Here is an 18545-nt window from a genome sequence, read left to right on the forward strand (position 1 = left end):
CTACGGAGAACGGATTCGGCTCTGACTCGTCGGTAAATCACACTTCAGCGCCGGTTAGCTGAGACTGATTTGTGAGGTACTGATTCTGGAGTAAGATCACGTCTACGAGTCATTGGGGCATCCTCGCCGTCGATACGTTTGCTACACGCTTCTCGAGGACACGCAGTGGACGCTGACCGATCTGTCGACGAAAATCGCTGCATGGGAGAACGACATCCCCGAACACGCGGTTACGAGCGACCAACGGGAACGGGTGTACGTCTCACTTTATCATGCTCATGTTCCCAAGTTAATTGATGAGGGCATTGTCGCCTTCGACGACGTAACTGAGATGATTACGCCCGTCGAAAACGCCGACCAAGTCTTGGCAGCACTCAACGGTATGGGGGCTAGTCTCGACAGTGCTCAAGAAACGCACGCACGAGGTGACATGAATGACGGCAAGCGATAACGGCGGAACCGGGAGTGGCGATGACCCAACGCTCGACCACGACACTCGCTGGCGGCAAGTTGCACAGCGGCACTACGAACCCGAGCGAGACGGCGGCCTCACGACACCAATCGTGTTCGCTCTCGCCGAAGCCGAGGACGTCTCTCCGAGCGAGATGAAATCCCCGCCATTGTACGAGTCTGTTGACGTGGCCGGGATTGAACAGACGTTTTTCGGCTTGAATGATGACGTGAAACCTCGGCAGGGAATCGGAAGCGTTGAATTTCGCTACACCGAGTATCTCGTAAAAGTCAGAAGCGACGGCTGGATCCAGGTCTACGAATCGTCTGAACCCGAGCGGGTGTGAACTGCGATCTGCTGATCGTGGTGTCACCCCATCTACAGTCACTGACACCCAGGACTACGCTGGAATGCACTGAACTTCTGTTCGATTATCACCTGCTGTTTCGTTCATATGTCGTCGATGGTAGAGTTCGCTATCCACCCGTGCATTGACGAGTAGCGGGGATACGATCGCCCGCCGCGGCGCGCTCAGGAGACAGTCAGCACGGGAACGGTCGATCGGCGAACGATGCGAGCCGTCGTGCTCCCCAGCAGGGGGCCGGAGCCGACCGTTTGTCCGCGCGTACCCATGGCAACGAGGCTGGCATCGATCGTCGACGCGTACTCGAGCAGTTCCTCGGCGGGCGGTCCGCGTCGCACGTCAGTCCGTACGTCGAGGCCGCGGTCGTGGGCCATCTCCGCGATCGCCTCCGTCGCGTTCCGGCCGCCCTCCTTCAGTAACCCGACGATACTCCGGGGTGCGTCCTCGAGATCGTACGTGGTCGAATCGACGACGTAGACCGCGCAAACCTCGGCGTCGTACGTCTCGGCGACATCGAGGGCGGTCTCGGCGGCGCGTTCTGCGTGATCGCTCCCGTCGGTCGGGACGACGATCCGATCGTACGAGACGGCCGCCGCGGGGGTCGGCTCACCGTCCTCGGGGAGACGCACTGACAGCACCGGCACGTCGGCCCGCGTGAGCACGCGCTCGGTGGTGCTCCCGAGACGGACTCGATCGGCCCCGGTCCGGCCGTGGGTCCCCATCACGACGAGGTCGACGTCGTGGTTAGCGGTGTACGAGAGGACCTCGCGATAGGGGACGCCTTCGCGCACTTCGCGCGCGGCGTCGAGGCCGCGTTCTTCGGCCCGGTCTGTGACGCGGATAGTGGCCTCGCGTCCTCTGGCTTCCGAACGATCGCGGACCGTCGTTCGCTCGTCGTCGGGGAGTTCGGTCGGAGCGCTCCCGGCTTCGACGACGTAGAGGGCGTGGACGGCCGAGCCGTAGGTTTCTCCCAGTTCGATCGCGTGGCCGATCGTCGCGTCGGCTCCAGCACTGTCGTCCGTCGGAACGAGGATCGTATCGAACATACCGCTCCGTTCGATGCGGAACCTCATCAAGTGGTGTGTCCATTCTTGGCCATTGAACCCGCCATCATAATGACCGTGTAAACAGTACGTACAACCCGACGATATGAACGAGCGAATTCTCGTTTCCTACGACGGGAGCGATCACGCGGAAGCCGCACTTCGATTCGCGTTCGAGACGTACCCTGATGCGACGATCGTGGTGTTCCACGTCGTCGAACCGTTCGCCGAGCACACCGACGCCGGGGTCGAGAACGTCCGCCGGTGGCAGGGTCGCGCTCGCGAGTACGCGGAAGCGATCTTCGAAGATGCAGAGGCCGTGGCCGAGGCGTACGATCGATCGGTCGAGACGGATTGGGAGTACGGTCGGCCACGACACGTGATCGTACGGTACGTCGACGATCACGACATCGATCAGGTCGTGATGGGGAGTCGCGGGCGGGACGGGATTGATCGACTCCTGCTCGGCAGCATCGCGGAGACCGTTGTTCGACGAGCGCCGGTTCCCGTCACGGTTGTCGGGGACGCGAAACTGGACGAGTAGCCGGTGCGAGCGAGCACCGTCTCACCGTTCCCGACCATCGGCTGATCGACACCGGTAGTACTACTCTTCGGTGCCGAGCAGCGGTTCGTAGGACGACTCGCCCTCGCCCGTCTCGTCCTGATCGACGAAGACAACCTTGTAGGTGGGCACGTCGTCTCCGTCGTCTTCTTCCTACGAGGCCAGAACACCGAAGACTACCTGAACGACTCCTCGTCAGTGCCGACGAAGGACCCAGCCGTTTCGCTGTGTCGCGGAAAGACATCAGTAACAGAACCTTGGGGACTATCCCCGATCCGGTAATATACTGTTTCCGCCGTTTTCAATTACAGACATACGTCTGTAATGGTTCACATAGGAAGACGACGCATGTGGGAAATACAGATCTAAATTAGGTGAAACGGACGAAACAATTGATTATGCTACTCATACGTAGAATCTGCCGTGACTATGCTGTGACTCGACTGATACGTCGACGGAAACAGGAATCGAACCCCAGCGGGGCTACGAGTCAGCCTCGAGCGCACCTCTCGCACGCTGTGCAGTGTCACGTAACAGCGCCACGTCGTCGGTGAAAACCTCGACCGCGACGGTTCCGTCGAACCCCGCGAGATGATCCGTGACGATGTCGTAGTCGATCTCGCCGGCCCCGATCGGAAGATGGGTGTCACCCCGGCTACGTGCGTCGTGGACGTGGAGGTGCGAGACGAGGTCGCCGTCGCTTGAGAGGAAGCGATCGATCGCGTCGTTGCCGTCTTCCATGTAGGCGTGACCGACGTCGAAACAGACGCTCGTCCCGGTCTCGCGGGCGAGGTCGCCGAGCACTGACAGCGGGAGCCCCTGTTTCTGGTGGCCGACGTTCTCAACGACGAGTTCCACGCCGGCATCGGCGGCTGTTGTCCCGATCGCTTCGAGTTGATCGGCGAAGAGCGGCCGGAGGTCCGTGTCGTGTGGGTTCCGTGCCGTCCCGTGGAGAACGGCCTTTTGCGCGCCAGCTGAGCCGGCCCACTCGAGCAGCCGCGTTAGGTAGTCGACGATCGCATCGTTAATCTCGGCGACCGGTGTGACGACGACCTGTTTAAACGGGAGGTGAACGCAGAGGTCGGCGTCCGCGTCGTCGAGGAGTCGGTCGAGACGGTTCGAGTCAATCGAGCCCGGGTCTTGTCCTTCGACGATTGATAGCTCGGCTAGATCGAAGCCGTCGATCGTCTCGTTCATTCGCTCGAGCGAGTCGCCGACGGTGAGGCCGATGTCCATACGCTAGTGTCTCGCGCCGGGAAGATAACCTCACTGGGAAACGCCTCCTGATCGGCACCACCCGCGGTATCACTCTATTTCGAGCTGTCGAGCACGACGAGTAGCAACCGAGCGATCGCACCAGTGACAGCGTCTCTCGCGTCCGATGAGGTGACGGGCATTACTGGCGCGATCGTTCGGGCCAACGGTGGCCGCAAACAGGTTCTGTTCGACCGGTTTCCCGACATGGAGGGCATGAGTGGTGGGATTCGAGTTCTCGTGAGTACACGGGGTCCCTGACCGGGCGGGTCAGCAGGATCACCGGCGGCATGGAGCGGTCGCTGGGACCGTTAAACCGCCCCCGGTTCTCCTCGAATCAGCGTCACCGTTTGCGGCGAGTCCCGCGTGACTCGTTCCGCGACGGAGCCAGTCACCAGTCTGGCGGCAAGCGACCGGCCATGGCTCCCCATGATAATCTGGTCGTACCCTTCGCCGTCAGCGTAGTCGACGATTTCGGCGGCCGGCGTCCCGTAAACGGTCGCCGTCTCGACATCGCCGCCGCGCTCTGCGGCGACCGCAGCGGCCGACTCGAGAATCTCCTCGGCGCTCGACTCGTGGGCTGTGCGGATTTTGTCGAGGTACGTTCCCTCGACGTCCGCGCGATCGTGATCCAACGGGAGATCGATGACGTTCAGCAGGGTGTGGGACGCGTCCGGAAACGCTTCGACGGCGTACGCGACTGCGGCTTCGGCCTGCTCGGAGCCGTCGACCGCGACGAGGATGCGGCCCGGAAGGTCGCGGTCGCGGATTGCCGGGGGCGTTTCGGGAACGATCGTCGTCGAAACGGGGGATCGGCGTACCACGGCTTCGCTGACGCGACCGAGGAACGGGCTGCGGATCGGCGACCGGCCGTGGCTCCCCAGGACGAGGTGATCGATGTCGTCCTCCGACGCCACCGACAGGATCTCGCTGTGCGGTCGGCCGGTTCGAAGCTCCGTCTTGATCTCGTGTCCGTGGTCGTCGGCCAGATCGATCGCCCGTTCGAGGAACTGCTCGCCGCGCGCCTCGGCGCGTTTCTCGGGCGTATCGGAGTCGCCGACGCTCGCGTAGTTGTCGTGGGACGGATCGACGACGTGTAACGCGGTGAGCGTCGCATTCGGAAACGACGCGAAACAGTACTCGAGGCCGGCGTAAGATTGCTCGGCCCCGTCGATCGGAACGAGGACGTGTCGTGACATGGTAGTTGAGAAATCCCTGTCCAATCGTAGGTCGGCGGAGACCTTAAAAACCGTTGCTGATGGTTGTCCGATAGGTTCAACAGCCGTCGGCGGCCGTCCGGCGTCCTCACCGGACGACCGTCACCGGCATCGCCGCCCGCCGAACCACCGTTTCGGCGACGCTTCCGAGTAGCACCCGCGAGACGCCGGACCGTCCGTGGCTTCCGATCACGACCAGGTCGACATCGTGGTCGTCGCCGTACCGGACGATCGTCCGAGCGGGACGACCGCGTTCGACGGCTGTCTCGAGAACGGTCGACGAATCGGTTCCCGCCTCCTCGAGTCGTTCACGGGCCCGATCACAGAGTTCTTCGCCGCGCTCGAGTGCGCGATCGAACGCGGCTCCGTCGTAGTATCCTCCCTCGACGCCGGTGTAGACGGCGTTGGAGGGATCGGCGACGTGTAACACGGTGATCCGTTCGCCTTCGTATTGATCGAGTGCGTGTTCGAACGCTGCCCACGACGGCTCCGATCCATCGAGGGGGACGAGTATGTGCTTGGTCATAGTGTACTGTACAACGTACAAACCTAAAATATTCTCCGTATTTTCCGCCGGGACGATCAATCGCACCATTCGCTCGACAACGGCGGGTATTCCGGTGGATGATGGCCCGCAACGGTGACGGATTGCTTCGACACCAACGACGGCCGGGTGTTTTGCCCGCCGTGAGAGGATTTTTTGCCGCCCACGTGGTTGACGGTCACATGGACGGACTTCGATGGGTTCAACTACCCGAAGACGACCGAGACGAATTCCTCGGAACCGGCGGCACCGGCGTGCTCTCGTTCGCGACGGACGACGACGAACCGCCGGCGTCACTGCCGGTGTCGTACGGCTACGTTCCCGATGTGGAACACTTTTACTTCCGACTCTCGTTTCCGCCGGGAAGCGACAAAGATGCAGTTGTCGACAATCCAGTGTCGTTCGTCGTCCACGACGAAACGGACGACGGCTGGCGAAGCGTCGTTTCGACGGGACAACTCGAAGAATTGACCGAAATGCCGGTAGAATCCGCCGCGGTTCAGCGGATGTGGGCGGTTACCATTCCAACGGTGGAGATATTTGATCGCCCGCGATCGGAGATTCCGTTCCACGACTTTCGGCTCGTACCGGAGTCGATAACGGGACGGATGGAGGCAGAGTGATATCCTGCCATCGGAATCTATCAAACGCCTACTAGTCATCTATCAGATATCGCAGATCCATTCCATGGTATGTCGGCAATGGAGTACTCGATCACCGTTTGCGGTCCAGTTAGTCGGTGATCACGTCAAGCAATACCTGGAGTTGACTGGCAACGGGGGGCTCACGAAGAACTCGCCGATCGTCGCCCTCGATCCGTAGCGGGATATGGCCAACGTCCGGCCCGACGACGGCGGAGGCCGCTATTCCTCAAGGAGCCAGCCAAAGCGTTTCTCCCAGAACTCCTCGCCTGGCGGTTTTTTCGTGCGACCGCGGGTCTTTTCGTCGCGGATCTGTCGCTCGAGCACGTCTCGGGCTTCGTTGATCGCGTGTCTCGCGCCGTACCCCTCTCCGGACGCGATGAACAGTCCACTGTCGGTGTAGAGGCGAACGCGGGCGAGCAGGAGCGATCGACCGCGCCGCGTTTCGTCGTGCTCTTGCAAATGGATCTTCGCGTCGAGGACGTTCATCCCGTGATCCCGGTCGTCGAACTTCTCGACCATCGCGACGATGTCGTCGTAGGAGAGGTCGTCGATCAGGTTGGCGCCGTAGAGTTGCACGCCGCGGTTGCCGCCGGCTTCCCACGTGAGCGAGTCGAGGACGTCGGTCTTCGTCACGATGCCGAGGGGCGATCCATTGTCGGTCACCACCAGGGAGGAGCCGTCGATCTCGAACATCGCTTCGACGGCCGTCTCGAGCGTTTCGGACGGCGATACGGTCCGAACCGGCGATGCCATAACGTCTCGGATCGGCAGATCGAGTACGCGCTCGAGTTCGCCCTCTCGTGCGCCGAATCCGCCGCGGCGTGCGCGGGCCGTACTCGAGGAAATCTCGCCGCCGAAGGGGTCCACGCCGCCGGCGTCGCCGCCCTGGCTCTGAACCTCGGCCCGGACCGTCAGGTCGGTGACGTCGTAGAGGCTCAGGATGCCGACCGCCGCCCCGTCTTCGACGACGGGCAGATGCGTGATACGGTGCTCCCGGAAGGTGTTCAGTGCCTCACCGAGTTGCGACTCCGGCGCGAGCGAGATGAGGTCCGTCGAGGCGGCTTCGGAAACGGTCGCCGCATCGAGATACGGCTGTACCGCCTCGAGGATGCCGTCGACGGTGACGACGCCGCGCAACTCGCCGTCCTCGAAGACGGGCAACAGCTGGGAGTCACTGTCGATCATCAACTGTGCGACTTTGCGGACGTCCTCGTCGGGGGCCAGCCGAGGGACGTGCCAGACCAGCGAGCCGAGTTTTTCGTTCGGCTGGCGGTGCGACGTGGCCAGTTGTCTGCGGGTGACGACGCCCTCGAACTCGTCGCCGTGAACGACGACGCCTCTGACGTCGGCGTCCGCGAACGTGCCGACGAGTTTCGAGACGGTGGTGTCCGGAGCGAACTCGATGTACTCTTCCGAAATGAGTGGTTCGATATTCATGATTTGTGTTGGTATTGTTTGGTCGTTCGGGTGGTACGGCTACCGCAACTCGGTCGTACTCGATCGTTCGTCGGATGGTACGAAATACTCGGCGGGTATTCCCGAGTTCTGGTACGACCCGTTCGGCCACGGCGAACTGCAGACACCGGGCCCCGGTCGCATTGTAAGTCCCATTACGACTCGAGATACGCCATTGCATCTTCGTCGGATACTTGCCCAAAGTCTGCATAGAACTGCCCGACACCGCTGAATCCTGGTGGCGTCTCGAGACAAACGACCGCGTCGACCTGCGCCTCGAGATCGGCAATCGTGTCCGGCGGACCGACCGGCACCGCGAGGACAATCCGGGTTGCATCGGACTGTTGGAGTTGGGAGAGGCAGGCTCTAACGGTCGACCCCGTCGCGACGCCGTCATCGACGACGACCACCGTCTTGTCGGTTAATTCGGGCGCCGATCGACCGCCACGGTAGCGTGCCGCTTTCTGCCGGGCGTTCTCGGCTTCGGTCTCACGCCGTTCCTGAAAGTACCCCTCGTCGGTCCGCGTTCCGCTAATCGCCCGTTCGTTTCGCCAGACGCTGCCGTCGCTCGCCACGGCGCCGACGGCGTACTCCGGATTCCCCGGTGCGCCGATCTTCTTCGCGACGACGACGTCCAGTGGCGCCTCGAGCGCGTCCGCGACTGCACGGCCGAGCGGGAGGCCGCCGCGTGGAATCGCGAGAACGAGCTCGGCGTGGATCCCCCGCTCGAGCAGGGCCTCGCCGAGCCGTTCCCCGGCGTCGGTTCTATCGGCAAACTGTCGTGTGCTAGCCATCGTCCTAGACGAATCCACGAGACGAGAGACCATATAACGGACCGTCGAGCGCAACGCTCCCCACCATCACGGTCGTCGACGGAGTCGTACTAGTATGGGCCACGATATCAACACTGAGAGCATCGTCTCTATCCCGGTCGACGACGGCGATATCGAACTCGAGGGAGCGCTCGAGATGCCGACGGATGCACCGGGGATCGTCGTCTTCGCCCACGGCAGCGGCTCGAGTCGGAAGAGCCCGCGGAACAACTACGTCGCAAGCGTGATCCGCGACCGTGGACTCGGGACGTTGCTGTTCGATCTTCTGACTGAGGCTGAAGACCAGCGACGCGAGAACCGGTTCGACATCCCGTTGCTCACGGATCGGCTCGTCGCGGTGACCGAGTGGGTGTGGACTCGCGAGACGACACCGGCTGCCAGCGTTGGCTACTTCGGCTCGAGTACGGGTGCTGCGGCCGCACTCCGGGCAGCCGCACGCCTCGGGAGCGATGTCGATGCCGTCGTCTCTCGCGGCGGACGCGTCGACATGGCCGAGGACGTGCTCGGCGAGGTTCGGGCATTGACGTTGTTCATCGTCGGCGGCGAAGACACACAGGTACTCGAGTATAACCGTGAGGCGCGCGCACAACTCGACTGCGAGAACGACCTCCACGTCGTCGAGGGCGCGGGCCACCTGTTCGAGGACGAGGGCGAACTCGAGGAGGTCGCCGACGTGGCGGCTGACTGGTTCGCCGACACGGTAGCGTGATATCGTCGGCTAACGAAACGGTTCAGTGCCCGAGGCGGTACTCGAGCGCACGCTGGACCCCCTAGATTGACACCCCTGCTCGAGGAGTGAACGAGTGCAATGAACTTCGACGAGTTCACCGGCGACATACAGCACCGACTCGAGTTCCCCGACACCGGCCGAACGGTACGGACGATTCGGGCGACGCTCATGACACTTGGCGAGCGGATTCCCGAAGGCGCGGCCGAAGACCTCGCGGCGTCGCTGCCCATAGAAATCAAGTGGTATCTGACCGGAGCAGTTCAGGAACACGGCCAGCGGTTCGACTGGCAGGAGTTCATCTCGCGGGTCAGCGACCGCGAAGGCGACCGAACCGACTTCTCGGAGGCCGCCTACCACTCCCGGATCGTCGTCGATTTCGTGGAATCACAGGTGCCGCCGTCGGACTTCCAGCAGCTTCGGGATCAGCTGCCCGAAAGCGCGGACGACGAGAACTGGGGCAAGCTGTTCGAGGTGGTCGACAGCGGCGGCTGGGGCGACGCGCAAGAGGCCCAGACCGGCGGCGGTCCGCAGCCTGAGACTGAGGAGTGAGTCGCTCGAGGACGGGTATCACGTTCAATCCAAGACGAGAGACACGATGTACGACACCATCCTCGTTCCGACCGACGGCAGCCCCGGCGCCGAGCCGGCGATCGAGAACGCGCTCGACCTCGCACGACGGTACGATGCGTCCGTCCACGCGCTCAGCGTGATCGACGTCGCCGAACTCATGGAACTGGACTATCTCGGCGATCGGACTGACTTCGAGCGGACGATCGAACCCCTCGAGGACGCGGCCAAAGACGCGGTCCAAACGGTCGTGGCGCAAGCTCGAGAGAGGGACGCCGATCTCGAGGTCGTCACCGTCGTCCGTCAGGGAATACCCTTCGAGGTGATTCTCGAGTACGCCGATCGCATCGATGCGGACCTGATCGTGATGGGAACCCACGGTCGCCGCGGGCTGTCACGATTCCTCCTCGGGAGCACGACCGAGCGAATCGTGCGGGCTTCGCCTGTCCCTGTGCTAACCGTCCGGTTTCCCGAGGATTCCGAGGGGTCCGAGTGACTGTCGGCGTTCGGTTGCCCTGAAACCTGCCTACTCCCACTGCACAGCGGTCCGTGCCAGACCACTCATCGATCGTCACGTCACCACTCCCGTCATTCCCCGCCGCGTCCGCCCGCCGAGAGACGGTGGCCGATCGCGTCCGCACCGACGAGCGCGTCGCGCACGTCCGCAGGTACCACCGGGAATGGTTCGTTGTGGATCGTCTCCTCCTCGGCACAGGCGGCTTCCGCCACGACCTCAAGGTCCTCGATCGAGGGATCCTCGAGCCCGATTTCGGCGAGCGTCGTCGGTAGCCCGACAGAAACTGCGAAGCCGGCAACGTCCTCGACGAATGCGTCGTCGCGTCCCTCGAGGACGAGCTGTGCGATCGTCCCGATAGTCACCTTCTCGCCGTGGGTTGCATCGTGGGTCGCCTCGAGCTGCGTGAGGCCGTTGTGGATCGCGTGCGCGGCGGCGAGTCCGCCGCTTTCGAAGCCAAGACCGCTGAGCAGGGTGTTGGCCTCGACGACGGCTTCGACGCTGTCGGTGACGGCGTCACGCTCGACGGCGTCGACCGCCGATCGGCCGTGTTCTCGCAACGTCGTGTACGCGAGTCTGGCGATCTGCTGGGCCGTTCGCGTCGAGCGCGTCCCGAAGATCGTCGTCGCCCCCGATCGGTGGGCCGCCTCGGCCTCGAACCAGGTCGCCAGCGCGTCGCCGATCCCACCGCGGAACAGCCGCGTCGGCGCCTCGGCGACGATTTCGGTGTCGACGAGGACGAGTTCGGGATGCCGCTCGTAGACGTGAAACTCGACGAACTCGCCGTCTTCGGTGTAGATGACGGCGACGGAACTCGTCGGCGCATCGGTCGAGGCGATCGTCGGCAGCGAAACGAGCGCCCCGCCGGTGTGCTCGCGGGCGGCCCGTGCGGTGTCGATAGCCTTGCCGCCGCCCATACCGACGATCACGTCGGCGCCGTACTCCTCGTGGACGCCGGCAATGCGCTCGATTTCGGCCTCGGAGCACTCGCCGTTGAACTCCTCGAGCGTGACGTCGAATCCACCCGCCTTGAGTCCGTCCCGGACGCGATCGCCGACGAGATCGAGGACGAATTCGTCCCCGAGAACGACGGCGCTGTCTCCGAGATCAGCGGCGTGGTCGCCGAGTTCGTCGGTAGTGTTTCGACCCTGTACGTATCCTGCTGGAGATCTAAATACCTGTGTCACGCGTTCTCCTCGAGACTGGCGTCTCGAATCCGCTCGGAGCGCTACCACAGGTACGACTAAATAAGCAGGCGGTTTGTCAGATTTCGAATGGAAGGGCGATTCGATCCAGGAACGAAGCCCCGTCGGAGACGTTGCTACTGATCGCGAACGGGGACTCTCAGGGCCGACCAAACGGACAGACTCCGCTCGCAAATCGACACCTCGAGGTCGGTCGCCGAGAGGGGTCGATTTGCGAGCGACTCGCCGTCGCGCCTCCTCTCGAGGACTGACGACCCCAATCATCTTCGTCCGTCCGGGTCACCGCCCACCGCGCTGGTGCTATCGTCTCACTTCCGGAACTGGTCTGGGCTTCCATCCGCCCCCGGCGGGTAACTCATCAGTGGCTTTCCCCTCGTCGATGTCGACGGCCACCCGTCTGCCGACCTTCAACACCGGAGACGGAAGCAGCCGAGCTAACGGCTATCAGCGGCAATAGTACAGAAACGGTGTTACGGAGATTGAGCTGTAGAAACGTTAGAACTCTTTACTCGGATACTTCTATCGCGTGTAACGGACCATCCCGACGCGATATTTGTCGAGGAATTACAAGCTACCCTGTGAAATGTGGAGGGAAAGAGGTCGACACAACGGCTAGTAGCTGCAATAGCGTATAATATAGCCTCACACGGACCGAACTAGCCGATCGGTACGACGTTCGGCGACGAACGATCCACAACTGATCAATCGACTCGATATCGGCAAGCCGCTTGAGCATGCTGTCACTGATACTCAGTGATCTAGTAGAAAGGAGAAAACCTCGGAAAAAGATGAAAAAGCTCGAGCAAAAGTACGATGTCGAATACTCAGTCCTGTGTTGTCGGCGGTTGCTCAAAGAACAGAGATTGAGTTACCAGAAACCACGCCGAACAGTCGCTGAACCTGAAGCTGAGGGACAAGATCTGTTCCGCGAGGTACTAAAAAACGGCGGGGAATGAACGCCACAGTAGTCTGTATCGATTATACCAAAACCCGTTCACGTGGCCATTTATCGAATAATCAGGCAAGGGCGACTGGAGGTATCTGTTAGGCGCGATCGCCAGAGGCAGCAATTGCTTTTTTGCCGATTTGAAGAGTATGTTACCGTCGTCCACGCAATTGATATCACTTTCACGACATATAAAAGAGGCCGATGTGAATTGATTATTGTGCCGAGTTACCTCCCGTATTTTGATGTCTGTCATCACGGAACAAGCGGCTCGTGACGGCCTCGTCTTCGTAACATCGCCAGGGTATTTGCCGGCGCTAAACCCTGTTGAAGAGTGTTGGAGCTAACTTCAGGCGCGCTCACCAATCGCTTCTTGACTCATACAACGACCCACACCAACAACTGATACCGCTCTTGCTCAGCTTCCCGCCCCAATATATGAGCAATTATTTCTAATGCTATCGTCATACGGCCCTGTTCAATAGAGCCAACTATAGCCCCCACTGAAGGCTCAGACACAATCAGTTCCACGCCAACTATGGGATTGGTGTGGACCATTTCAGTCGTGACTATAGCGGCTCAATTGTAAATCGTCTGTTGGAACCATCGATAGATATGCAACTGACGCATCCGGATGATTCCTCATTTAATACGTTGGAATATACTCTCACCAACAGATAACAATAGTACGACTGTAAATCAGGCCGTCCTATCTGGCTCGGAATTCAGCTCTGTTGAAAACAGATCCCATTCTATGGGTACGGAACGCAAGGAAGCTCTCTCAGAATACAATTTGTAGGATCGAAAGCCACATCGATGGGTGAATCCGTGTTCTACCGTACCGAACACTCCGTGTCAGGAGTATCTGACGTCGATGCTGATGGCGTTGGCCGTGTTGACGATGGTTTTCGGCAGTTCATTACCGAACAGCTGATCATCGATTCGGCTTGTTGGTCCTGAAACGCTCACGGCTGCATATTCGTCCTCGGAAAGCTTGATCGGTGCTGCAATGCACCGGAGGCCCGCAAGCCGTTCTTCGTCATCCAGTGCATATCCCCGGGATCGAATCTCTTCCAGTTCGGTAAACAGCTCCTCACGGTCTGTAATCGTGTTCTCAGTCAATGCTGGAAGCCCGTGCTGGTCAAGAATCTCTTCGACTCGCTCTCGAGGCAGGTTTGCGAGGATCGCCTTTCCGAGCGCGGTGCAGTGGAGGTATTCCCGGTCCAAGGTGTACGGATCGAGATAGAGCGAGTTGTCGCCGCGAGAGACGATCACGAATACTCCTCGTCCATTTTCTTCGACCAGTAGCTTCGCAAATTCGCCCGTCTCTTGGGCGAGTTCGTGCACGTTTGCTCGAGCGCTGTCGTAAATTTCCAGTCGGTGTTTGGCGTGCTCACCGATGTGGATGAATCGCAGGGCAACCCGGTACTCGTTCCCGTCTTTGATAACGTATCCGAGCTTACAGAGGGTGTGTAGATGATTGTGGATCGTACTTGCTGGTAACTCGAGTTTGTTCGCGAGTTCCGTTACGCCTGCGGTTTCGAGCCGCTTGAGCTCCTCTATGATCCTGAACGAGGTTTCAACAGCCTGGATCGGCGTATCTGAGTCACGCGTTGTCACAGTAGTTGTAGAAGGAGCGTACAGTCGTATAAGTGTTTTTTCAAACCTGTGATGGGATTCACCAGAGTTGAATTTCGAATCAGCTACTGTGATTTCCCGAGAGGTGATGGTACCTCGGTACACGAAGTAAGCCACCCAAACTCGTAAATAAAGGGGTATACCTTCTAAAAACAAAATTACGGGGCGCGTTACCGGCTTTACGAGGCGTCGTTCGTACTCGCTCGAATGGCGTCTTCGATGATCTCGAGGCCGATTTCGGCCTGTTCGTGCGTGAGGACGAGGGGCGGAAGCAGTCGCAGGATATTGCCGTGACGGCCTGCCGTCCAGACGAGGACGCCGTGTTCGTAACAGTACTGCTGAATAGCATCGACGGCGTTGCCATCAGGCGCGCCGCTCCTGTCGACAAATTCGGCACCGATGAAAAGCCCTTTTCCTCGAACCGATGCGAGAGCGGGATTGGTCTCGCCGATTTCAGTAAGCCGTGAGCGAATGACGTCGCCCAACTCACGAGCGTGAGCTAACAGGTCATGGGATTCGATGTATTCGATTGCCCGAGCACCGGCGCGCATCCCGACGACGTGACCGCGGTAGGTCCCGGCGTGACCACCTGGTTCCCACGTATCGAGGTCCTCGTGATAGATGGTGGCCGACAGGGGGAATCCGATGCCTCCAAGCGCTTTCGCCGAGGTAATTGCGTCCGGTGTGACATCGTACCACTCGCTGGCCCACCATTTCCCGGTTCGGCCGAAACCACTCTGGATCTCGTCGAAGATAAGCGGAAGTTCGTTCTCGTCTGCGATTGTCCGAAGCCCTTCGAGGAAGCCCTTCGGTGGAACGATGACGCCGCCTTCGCCTTGAATCGGTTCGACGAAGATACCGGCAGGGTTGGCAAGTCCACCGTAGGGGTCTTCGACTATCGACCGCACTTCGGTCAGAGCGTCTCTGACAGCTGTTTCCGGATCCTTGTCCTGGCGGAACGGATACGGATACGGGGCATGAACGACGTCGGGAAGCAGCGGCGTATAATCGCTCTTGAAGCTCTTATTCGACGTGAGGCTCATTGCTCCGCTCGTCGCACCGTGGTAGCCGCCGCGGAACGCGATGAGTCCGTCGCCACCGGTGTTGTGCTTTGCGAGTTTGATTGCTGCTTCGTTCGCATCGCTTCCGGTGGGGCCGCCGAAGACGACGCGGCTGTTTCCAGCGAGGTTTCCCGGCGCAATCGTCTCAAGTTTGTCGATCAGTTCCAGCCGCGCATCGGTCGGGAAATCGATCGTATGGACCAGTTTGTCGGTCTGTTCGTGTACAGCCTCCAAAACATACGGGTTCGAGTGGCCGACGTTCAAAACGCCGATCCCCGCGAAGAAGTCGAGGTACGTGTTTCCGTCGACGTCTCGGATGGTCGCACCTTTTCCTTCTTCAAACGCGAGCGGGATGTCGTTCGGATAGGCAACTGCGCTACTGTCGATCTCGTCTTGCCGTGCGATCAAACGTTTGGATTTCGGGCCGGGAACGGTATCAACATCAGGTGCATCGAACTGGAATTCGTCAATCGGTGGTCCTACAACCATAACCTCTCGTTCCCAGTTGGAGGATAAATAGGTTTGGCTGTTGCTACGGAATCTCGTTCGGACTCCGGACGGTTCGATGAGACTTTTACCGAGATATCTATCTCCAGTGAGTGGTCCGGCGCTTTCGAGCCAGTTATCGTGGTTGCTGTGACCCGGTCAGCCGGTTGCCAGCACCGACTTGCAAGCGGTTTGTGGCCGATATAGTTTGATATTCGACGAAACGCTTAAGATGGTGGAGTTTACACTCCTATTTGGTATGCCGTCACAAGACAGAGTAGATCGTAGAACGTTCACCAAACTAGCGGGTGCTGGTGCACTCGCCGGGATGGCGGGTTGTCTCGGAGGCGACGACGAACCGTCGGTCCGGCCGATGGAAGTTGAATCGATTCCGACGGACGAATACGAAGATTCGCTTCACATCTGGAACTGGTATGTGCAGTGGGTCGAGTGGGGTGCTGAGCGGTTCGAAGAGGAATACCCTGACGTGAGCACCACCGTTGACGCGTACTCACAACCGTCTCAATGGTATTCGCAGCTTCAAGCAGGCAATCACGAAATCGATAGCGTTGGCACGACCGCAGAGTGGGTCGATCGGGCGATGGGCAACGACTTCCTCGAACCGCTTCCAGTCGACCGAATGCCGAACTGGGATAACATCGACGATCAGTTCAAGGAACCAGTGTTGGAGCACTTTTCGGACGACGATGGCGGTGTTTACGCGCTGCCACACTCGATGAGCGTCTTCCCAACGCTCGTGTACAACGAGAACAATTTCGACAGTCCACCGACGTCGTGGGATATCCTCTGGGATGACGAGTACGAGGACCGAATGGCGTTAATGGCCCACTATTCGGCGGCTGTGTGTCAGGTCGGGGCACTGTACACTGGTCAAGACCCCAACGACCCCGACGACTTCGAAGATATCAAGGAAGCATTGATTCAGCAAAAGCCCCTGAACCTGACCTACGGTGACGAACACGAGACGCACATGCAGATGTTCATCAACGAGGACATCGACGTCGGGACCCATACCAGTGGCCGAATCAATATGGCCAACTATCTGCACGACGGTGACCACGTTTCGTGGACGATTCCCGAGGAGGGCGCCGTCTACACAACCGACTTGCTTGCGGTGCCTGCGGACGCACCGAACCCGCGTACCAATCTGAACTTCCTCAACTTCATGCTCAGTGACGAGGCGCTCGAGGAGTTCGTACGTATCTTTACGTACAAAACGCCACTGAAAGACCTCGAAGAGAAGGTGCGGGGTAAAGAGGGCATCCCGGACGAACTGGTCGACGACATTCTGTGGGATGACGAAATGATGGAAAACCTTCACTGGGCTCGTCCGCTTGATCAAGACGTTCAGGAGAGATACGACGAAATCTGGACCGAAGTACAAGCAGCATAACTACTCAGAGGGAACGGAGCCTTTCCGAGGGGACCACGATCAATTTCCGGATTGTGTTTCGACAGCCGTCGCTCGTTTAGTAGTAATCGTCAGGGCGTTTTCCATACCAGTCGAAGAGTGAAACGCGAATCAAGTGGAACGAAGATGAAGAACGAATCACCGATCAGCAACCGAGTGGACGAGCGGTGACAGGGACAACGACCACCCAGTCACAGCTCTACAGCGTATGGATAGACCTACGGAAACGCCGGTGGATCCTCTGGATCCTCCTTGCACTGGTGTTCTTGCTGGTGAACGTGTATCGGCTCTCGTCGGCGGTTCTGGCTGATCGGCTTATGGCTGGATTCGACGTAAGCGGGGCCCAGCTCGGAACGTTACATGCGTCGTTTTTCTACGTTTACGCACTGTTACAACTCCCGGCAGGGGTTCTCGTCGACCGCATCGGCCCCCGGAGAACGGTAACTGCAGGCTGTCTGTTGTTGAGCCTCGGTGCGATCGGATTTGCAGCGAGTACCGGATTTTACACCGGATTTCTCACTCGAGCCCTGATCGGCGTAGGCGGGAGTGTCGTGTTCGTGTCGATCATGCGATTTTGCGTGAGCTGGTATCGCGCCGACGAGTATGCAACGATGAGTGGACTTACCGTCGCAATTGTTGGGTTAGGAGGTATTCTGGCGGCGACACCGCTCGCGGTGGCGACCGATGCAATCGGATGGCGCCCCGTGATCTTCGGTCTCGGTCTTTCCGGGCTCTGTCTCAGCGCAGGTGTCTACCTATTCGTGCGCGACGATCCGCCAGAACCGCTCTATGAGGACGAAAACGAGAAATCGGTCCCGTCGACAGCCAAACGTCAGATCACGTACAGAAAACGCGTCGCTCGAGTCCTCGCCCACCCGCGGACGTGGCTTGTCGGGACTATCCTGTTCTGTACAACCGGGACGGTCACGACGCTGCTCGGTCTCTGGGGCGTTCCGTTCGTCGTTCAGACGTACGACGTTTCGGTGACGACAGCCTCGCAGTATACGCTGCTCGGGAGTGTCGGACTGTTAGTGGGTCCGCCGGCAATCGGCTGGCTCTCTGACCGACTCGGTCGCCGAACGGAACTGCTCGTCGCGGGATCGGGTGCGTACATCCTTGCGTTTCTCGTGTTGGCCAGCCCTGGTCGCCAACCCCTCGCCCTCGTCGCCGTCGCGTATTTTTCTATCGGATTGCTCACGGGTGCTTTCACACTCGGCTATCCGGTCATCAAGGAGCAGTTCTCGGTTCAGACGAGCGGACTCTCGACGGCGACCGTCAACTGTGCGGGATTTACGGGTGCAGCGGCGTTTCCGACGCTTATGGGCGCTGCGCTCGACGCGTACTGGACGGGTGAGACTGTCGGTGGTACTCGCGTCTACACCGACGTCGGGTACCAAATTGCGTTCGCTATCGCCGCGGTTGCTGCGCTGGTCGCCCTTCTGTGTAGCGTAATTCTCCATCGCACCAGCGACGGTGGGAATCCAGAACCGACGCGTTCGTCTCCCGCGGGGTCGGAATCCGAGTAATCGACGTATCCTTGCTCAATCGAATTAGGCACAACGAGTGGAATCGATGGTATTGCAGCCTGCCGGCCCGACA

18 protein-coding genes and 1 pseudogene are annotated in these 18545 nt (G+C 60.0%); 10 read left to right on the plus strand and 9 right to left on the minus strand.

Annotation, left to right across the window (positions count from 1 at the left end; translation table 11 throughout):
- The first annotated feature begins 112 nt into the window (after window positions 1–112).
- Together GS429_RS22725 and GS429_RS17960 are read left to right on the plus strand one after the other, a co-directional pair.
- A complete protein-coding gene (locus GS429_RS22725) occupies window positions 113–451 on the plus strand; it encodes a DUF7344 domain-containing protein (protein ID WP_425438212.1) in 339 nt (112 codons plus the stop codon).
- Window positions 435–797: a HalOD1 output domain-containing protein gene (locus GS429_RS17960; RefSeq protein WP_160066748.1), complete on the plus strand. Its 363-nt coding sequence runs from the start codon at window positions 435–437 to the stop codon at window positions 795–797. Before GS429_RS22725 ends, GS429_RS17960 begins: the two co-directional genes overlap by 17 nt.
- 185 nt (window positions 798–982) lie before the next feature.
- Here GS429_RS17960 and GS429_RS17965 read toward each other — a convergent pair whose 3' ends face one another.
- Entirely contained in the window at window positions 983–1861 is an 879-nt protein-coding gene (locus GS429_RS17965; protein ID WP_235920856.1) for a universal stress protein, read from the minus strand.
- Between the two features lie 103 nt (window positions 1862–1964).
- On the opposite strand from GS429_RS17965, the gene GS429_RS17970 reads away from it, so the two are divergent.
- The gene (locus tag GS429_RS17970; RefSeq protein ID WP_160066752.1) at window positions 1965–2402 is read left to right on the plus strand and encodes a universal stress protein; all 438 of its coding nucleotides are present in this window, start codon (window positions 1965–1967) and stop codon (window positions 2400–2402) included.
- Window positions 2403–2903: 501 nt separating this feature from the next.
- On the opposite strand, the gene GS429_RS17975 is transcribed toward GS429_RS17970, so the two are convergent.
- From GS429_RS17975 to GS429_RS17985, 3 genes are all read right to left on the minus strand, one after another.
- Window positions 2904–3656 carry a sugar phosphate isomerase/epimerase family protein gene (locus GS429_RS17975; protein ID WP_160066754.1) on the minus strand — a complete coding sequence of 251 codons (753 nt, stop codon included), beginning with the start codon at window positions 3654–3656 and terminating at the stop codon, window positions 2904–2906.
- 329 nt (window positions 3657–3985) lie between these two features.
- Window positions 3986–4873 (minus strand): universal stress protein, encoded by an 888-nt coding sequence (locus GS429_RS17980; protein ID WP_160066756.1) that lies wholly within the window; start codon window positions 4871–4873, stop codon window positions 3986–3988.
- Window positions 4874–4979: 106 nt separating this feature from the next.
- Window positions 4980–5417: a universal stress protein gene (locus GS429_RS17985; RefSeq protein ID WP_160066758.1), complete on the minus strand. Its 438-nt coding sequence runs from the start codon at window positions 5415–5417 to the stop codon at window positions 4980–4982.
- A 200-nt stretch (window positions 5418–5617) separates the two neighbouring features.
- Here GS429_RS17985 and GS429_RS17990 point away from each other — a divergent pair, with 200 nt between their 5' ends.
- A complete protein-coding gene (locus GS429_RS17990) occupies window positions 5618–6058 on the plus strand; it encodes a pyridoxamine 5'-phosphate oxidase family protein (protein WP_160066760.1) in 441 nt (146 codons plus the stop codon).
- Between the two features lie 240 nt (window positions 6059–6298).
- On the opposite strand, the gene GS429_RS17995 is transcribed toward GS429_RS17990, so the two are convergent.
- Both GS429_RS17995 and GS429_RS18000 read right to left on the minus strand, forming a co-directional pair.
- Window positions 6299–7516: a CBS domain-containing protein gene (locus tag GS429_RS17995; RefSeq protein ID WP_160066762.1), complete on the minus strand. Its 1218-nt coding sequence runs from the start codon at window positions 7514–7516 to the stop codon at window positions 6299–6301.
- Window positions 7517–7689: 173 nt separating this feature from the next.
- Window positions 7690–8328: a phosphoribosyltransferase gene (locus GS429_RS18000; RefSeq protein ID WP_201294048.1), complete on the minus strand. Its 639-nt coding sequence runs from the start codon at window positions 8326–8328 to the stop codon at window positions 7690–7692.
- A 94-nt stretch (window positions 8329–8422) separates the two neighbouring features.
- On the opposite strand from GS429_RS18000, the gene GS429_RS18005 reads away from it, so the two are divergent.
- From GS429_RS18005 to GS429_RS18015, 3 genes are all read left to right on the plus strand, one after another.
- Window positions 8423–9076, plus strand: a complete 654-nt coding sequence (locus GS429_RS18005) for a dienelactone hydrolase family protein (RefSeq protein WP_160066766.1) — start codon at window positions 8423–8425, stop codon at window positions 9074–9076.
- A gap of 99 nt (window positions 9077–9175) precedes the next feature.
- Complete coding sequence (locus GS429_RS18010; protein ID WP_160066768.1) at window positions 9176–9646, plus strand: DUF2267 domain-containing protein; 471 nt, start codon at window positions 9176–9178, stop codon at window positions 9644–9646.
- Between the two features lie 46 nt (window positions 9647–9692).
- Entirely contained in the window at window positions 9693–10160 is a 468-nt protein-coding gene (locus GS429_RS18015; protein WP_160066770.1) for a universal stress protein, read from the plus strand.
- Window positions 10161–10252: 92 nt separating this feature from the next.
- Here the strand turns inward: GS429_RS18015 and GS429_RS18020 are convergent, their stop codons facing one another.
- Window positions 10253–11365 carry a glycolaldehyde reductase gene (locus tag GS429_RS18020; protein ID WP_328821469.1) on the minus strand — a complete coding sequence of 371 codons (1113 nt, stop codon included), beginning with the start codon at window positions 11363–11365 and terminating at the stop codon, window positions 10253–10255.
- A gap of 603 nt (window positions 11366–11968) precedes the next feature.
- Here GS429_RS18020 and GS429_RS22730 point away from each other — a divergent pair.
- Window positions 11969–12814 (plus strand): annotated as a pseudogene (locus GS429_RS22730) (transposase).
- Window positions 12815–13184: 370 nt separating this feature from the next.
- Here the strand turns inward: GS429_RS22730 and GS429_RS18030 are convergent.
- The gene (locus tag GS429_RS18030) at window positions 13185–13949 is read right to left on the minus strand and encodes an IclR family transcriptional regulator (RefSeq protein ID WP_425438214.1); all 765 of its coding nucleotides are present in this window, start codon (window positions 13947–13949) and stop codon (window positions 13185–13187) included.
- 197 nt (window positions 13950–14146) lie between these two features.
- Window positions 14147–15517: an aspartate aminotransferase family protein gene (locus GS429_RS18035; protein ID WP_160066774.1), complete on the minus strand. Its 1371-nt coding sequence runs from the start codon at window positions 15515–15517 to the stop codon at window positions 14147–14149.
- A gap of 370 nt (window positions 15518–15887) precedes the next feature.
- Between GS429_RS18035 and GS429_RS18040 the strand changes: the two genes are divergently transcribed.
- Both GS429_RS18040 and GS429_RS18045 read left to right on the plus strand, forming a co-directional pair.
- The gene (locus GS429_RS18040; RefSeq protein ID WP_160066776.1) at window positions 15888–16928 is read left to right on the plus strand and encodes an ABC transporter substrate-binding protein; all 1041 of its coding nucleotides are present in this window, start codon (window positions 15888–15890) and stop codon (window positions 16926–16928) included.
- Window positions 16929–17206: 278 nt separating this feature from the next.
- Window positions 17207–18472, plus strand: a complete 1266-nt coding sequence (locus tag GS429_RS18045; RefSeq protein ID WP_328821472.1) for an MFS transporter — start codon at window positions 17207–17209, stop codon at window positions 18470–18472.
- Window positions 18473–18545 lie beyond the last annotated feature (73 nt).

Source organism: Natronorubrum halalkaliphilum (assembly GCF_009834785.1).
In the GTDB taxonomy this organism is placed as follows: domain Archaea; phylum Halobacteriota; class Halobacteria; order Halobacteriales; family Natrialbaceae; genus Natronorubrum; species Natronorubrum halalkaliphilum.

Excerpts from the sequence above, each read along its gene's own strand:
- GS429_RS17960 (WP_160066748.1), top strand. The coding sequence starts at position 435 with ATGACGGCAAGCGATAACGGCGGAACCGGGAGTGGCGATGACCCAACG.
- GS429_RS17965 (WP_235920856.1), bottom strand. The coding sequence starts at position 1,861 with ATGTTCGATACGATCCTCGTTCCGACGGACGACAGTGCTGGAGCCGAC.
- GS429_RS17970 (WP_160066752.1), top strand. The coding sequence starts at position 1,965 with ATGAACGAGCGAATTCTCGTTTCCTACGACGGGAGCGATCACGCGGAA.
- GS429_RS17975 (WP_160066754.1), bottom strand. The coding sequence starts at position 3,656 with ATGGACATCGGCCTCACCGTCGGCGACTCGCTCGAGCGAATGAACGAG.
- GS429_RS17980 (WP_160066756.1), bottom strand. The coding sequence starts at position 4,873 with ATGTCACGACACGTCCTCGTTCCGATCGACGGGGCCGAGCAATCTTAC.
- GS429_RS17985 (WP_160066758.1), bottom strand. The coding sequence starts at position 5,417 with ATGACCAAGCACATACTCGTCCCCCTCGATGGATCGGAGCCGTCGTGG.
- GS429_RS17990 (WP_160066760.1), top strand. The coding sequence starts at position 5,618 with ATGGACGGACTTCGATGGGTTCAACTACCCGAAGACGACCGAGACGAA.
- GS429_RS17995 (WP_160066762.1), bottom strand. The coding sequence starts at position 7,516 with ATGAATATCGAACCACTCATTTCGGAAGAGTACATCGAGTTCGCTCCG.
- GS429_RS18000 (WP_201294048.1), bottom strand. The coding sequence starts at position 8,328 with ATGGCTAGCACACGACAGTTTGCCGATAGAACCGACGCCGGGGAACGG.
- GS429_RS18005 (WP_160066766.1), top strand. The coding sequence starts at position 8,423 with ATGGGCCACGATATCAACACTGAGAGCATCGTCTCTATCCCGGTCGAC.
- GS429_RS18010 (WP_160066768.1), top strand. The coding sequence starts at position 9,176 with ATGAACTTCGACGAGTTCACCGGCGACATACAGCACCGACTCGAGTTC.
- GS429_RS18015 (WP_160066770.1), top strand. The coding sequence starts at position 9,693 with ATGTACGACACCATCCTCGTTCCGACCGACGGCAGCCCCGGCGCCGAG.
- GS429_RS18035 (WP_160066774.1), bottom strand. The coding sequence starts at position 15,517 with ATGGTTGTAGGACCACCGATTGACGAATTCCAGTTCGATGCACCTGAT.
- GS429_RS18040 (WP_160066776.1), top strand. The coding sequence starts at position 15,888 with ATGGAAGTTGAATCGATTCCGACGGACGAATACGAAGATTCGCTTCAC.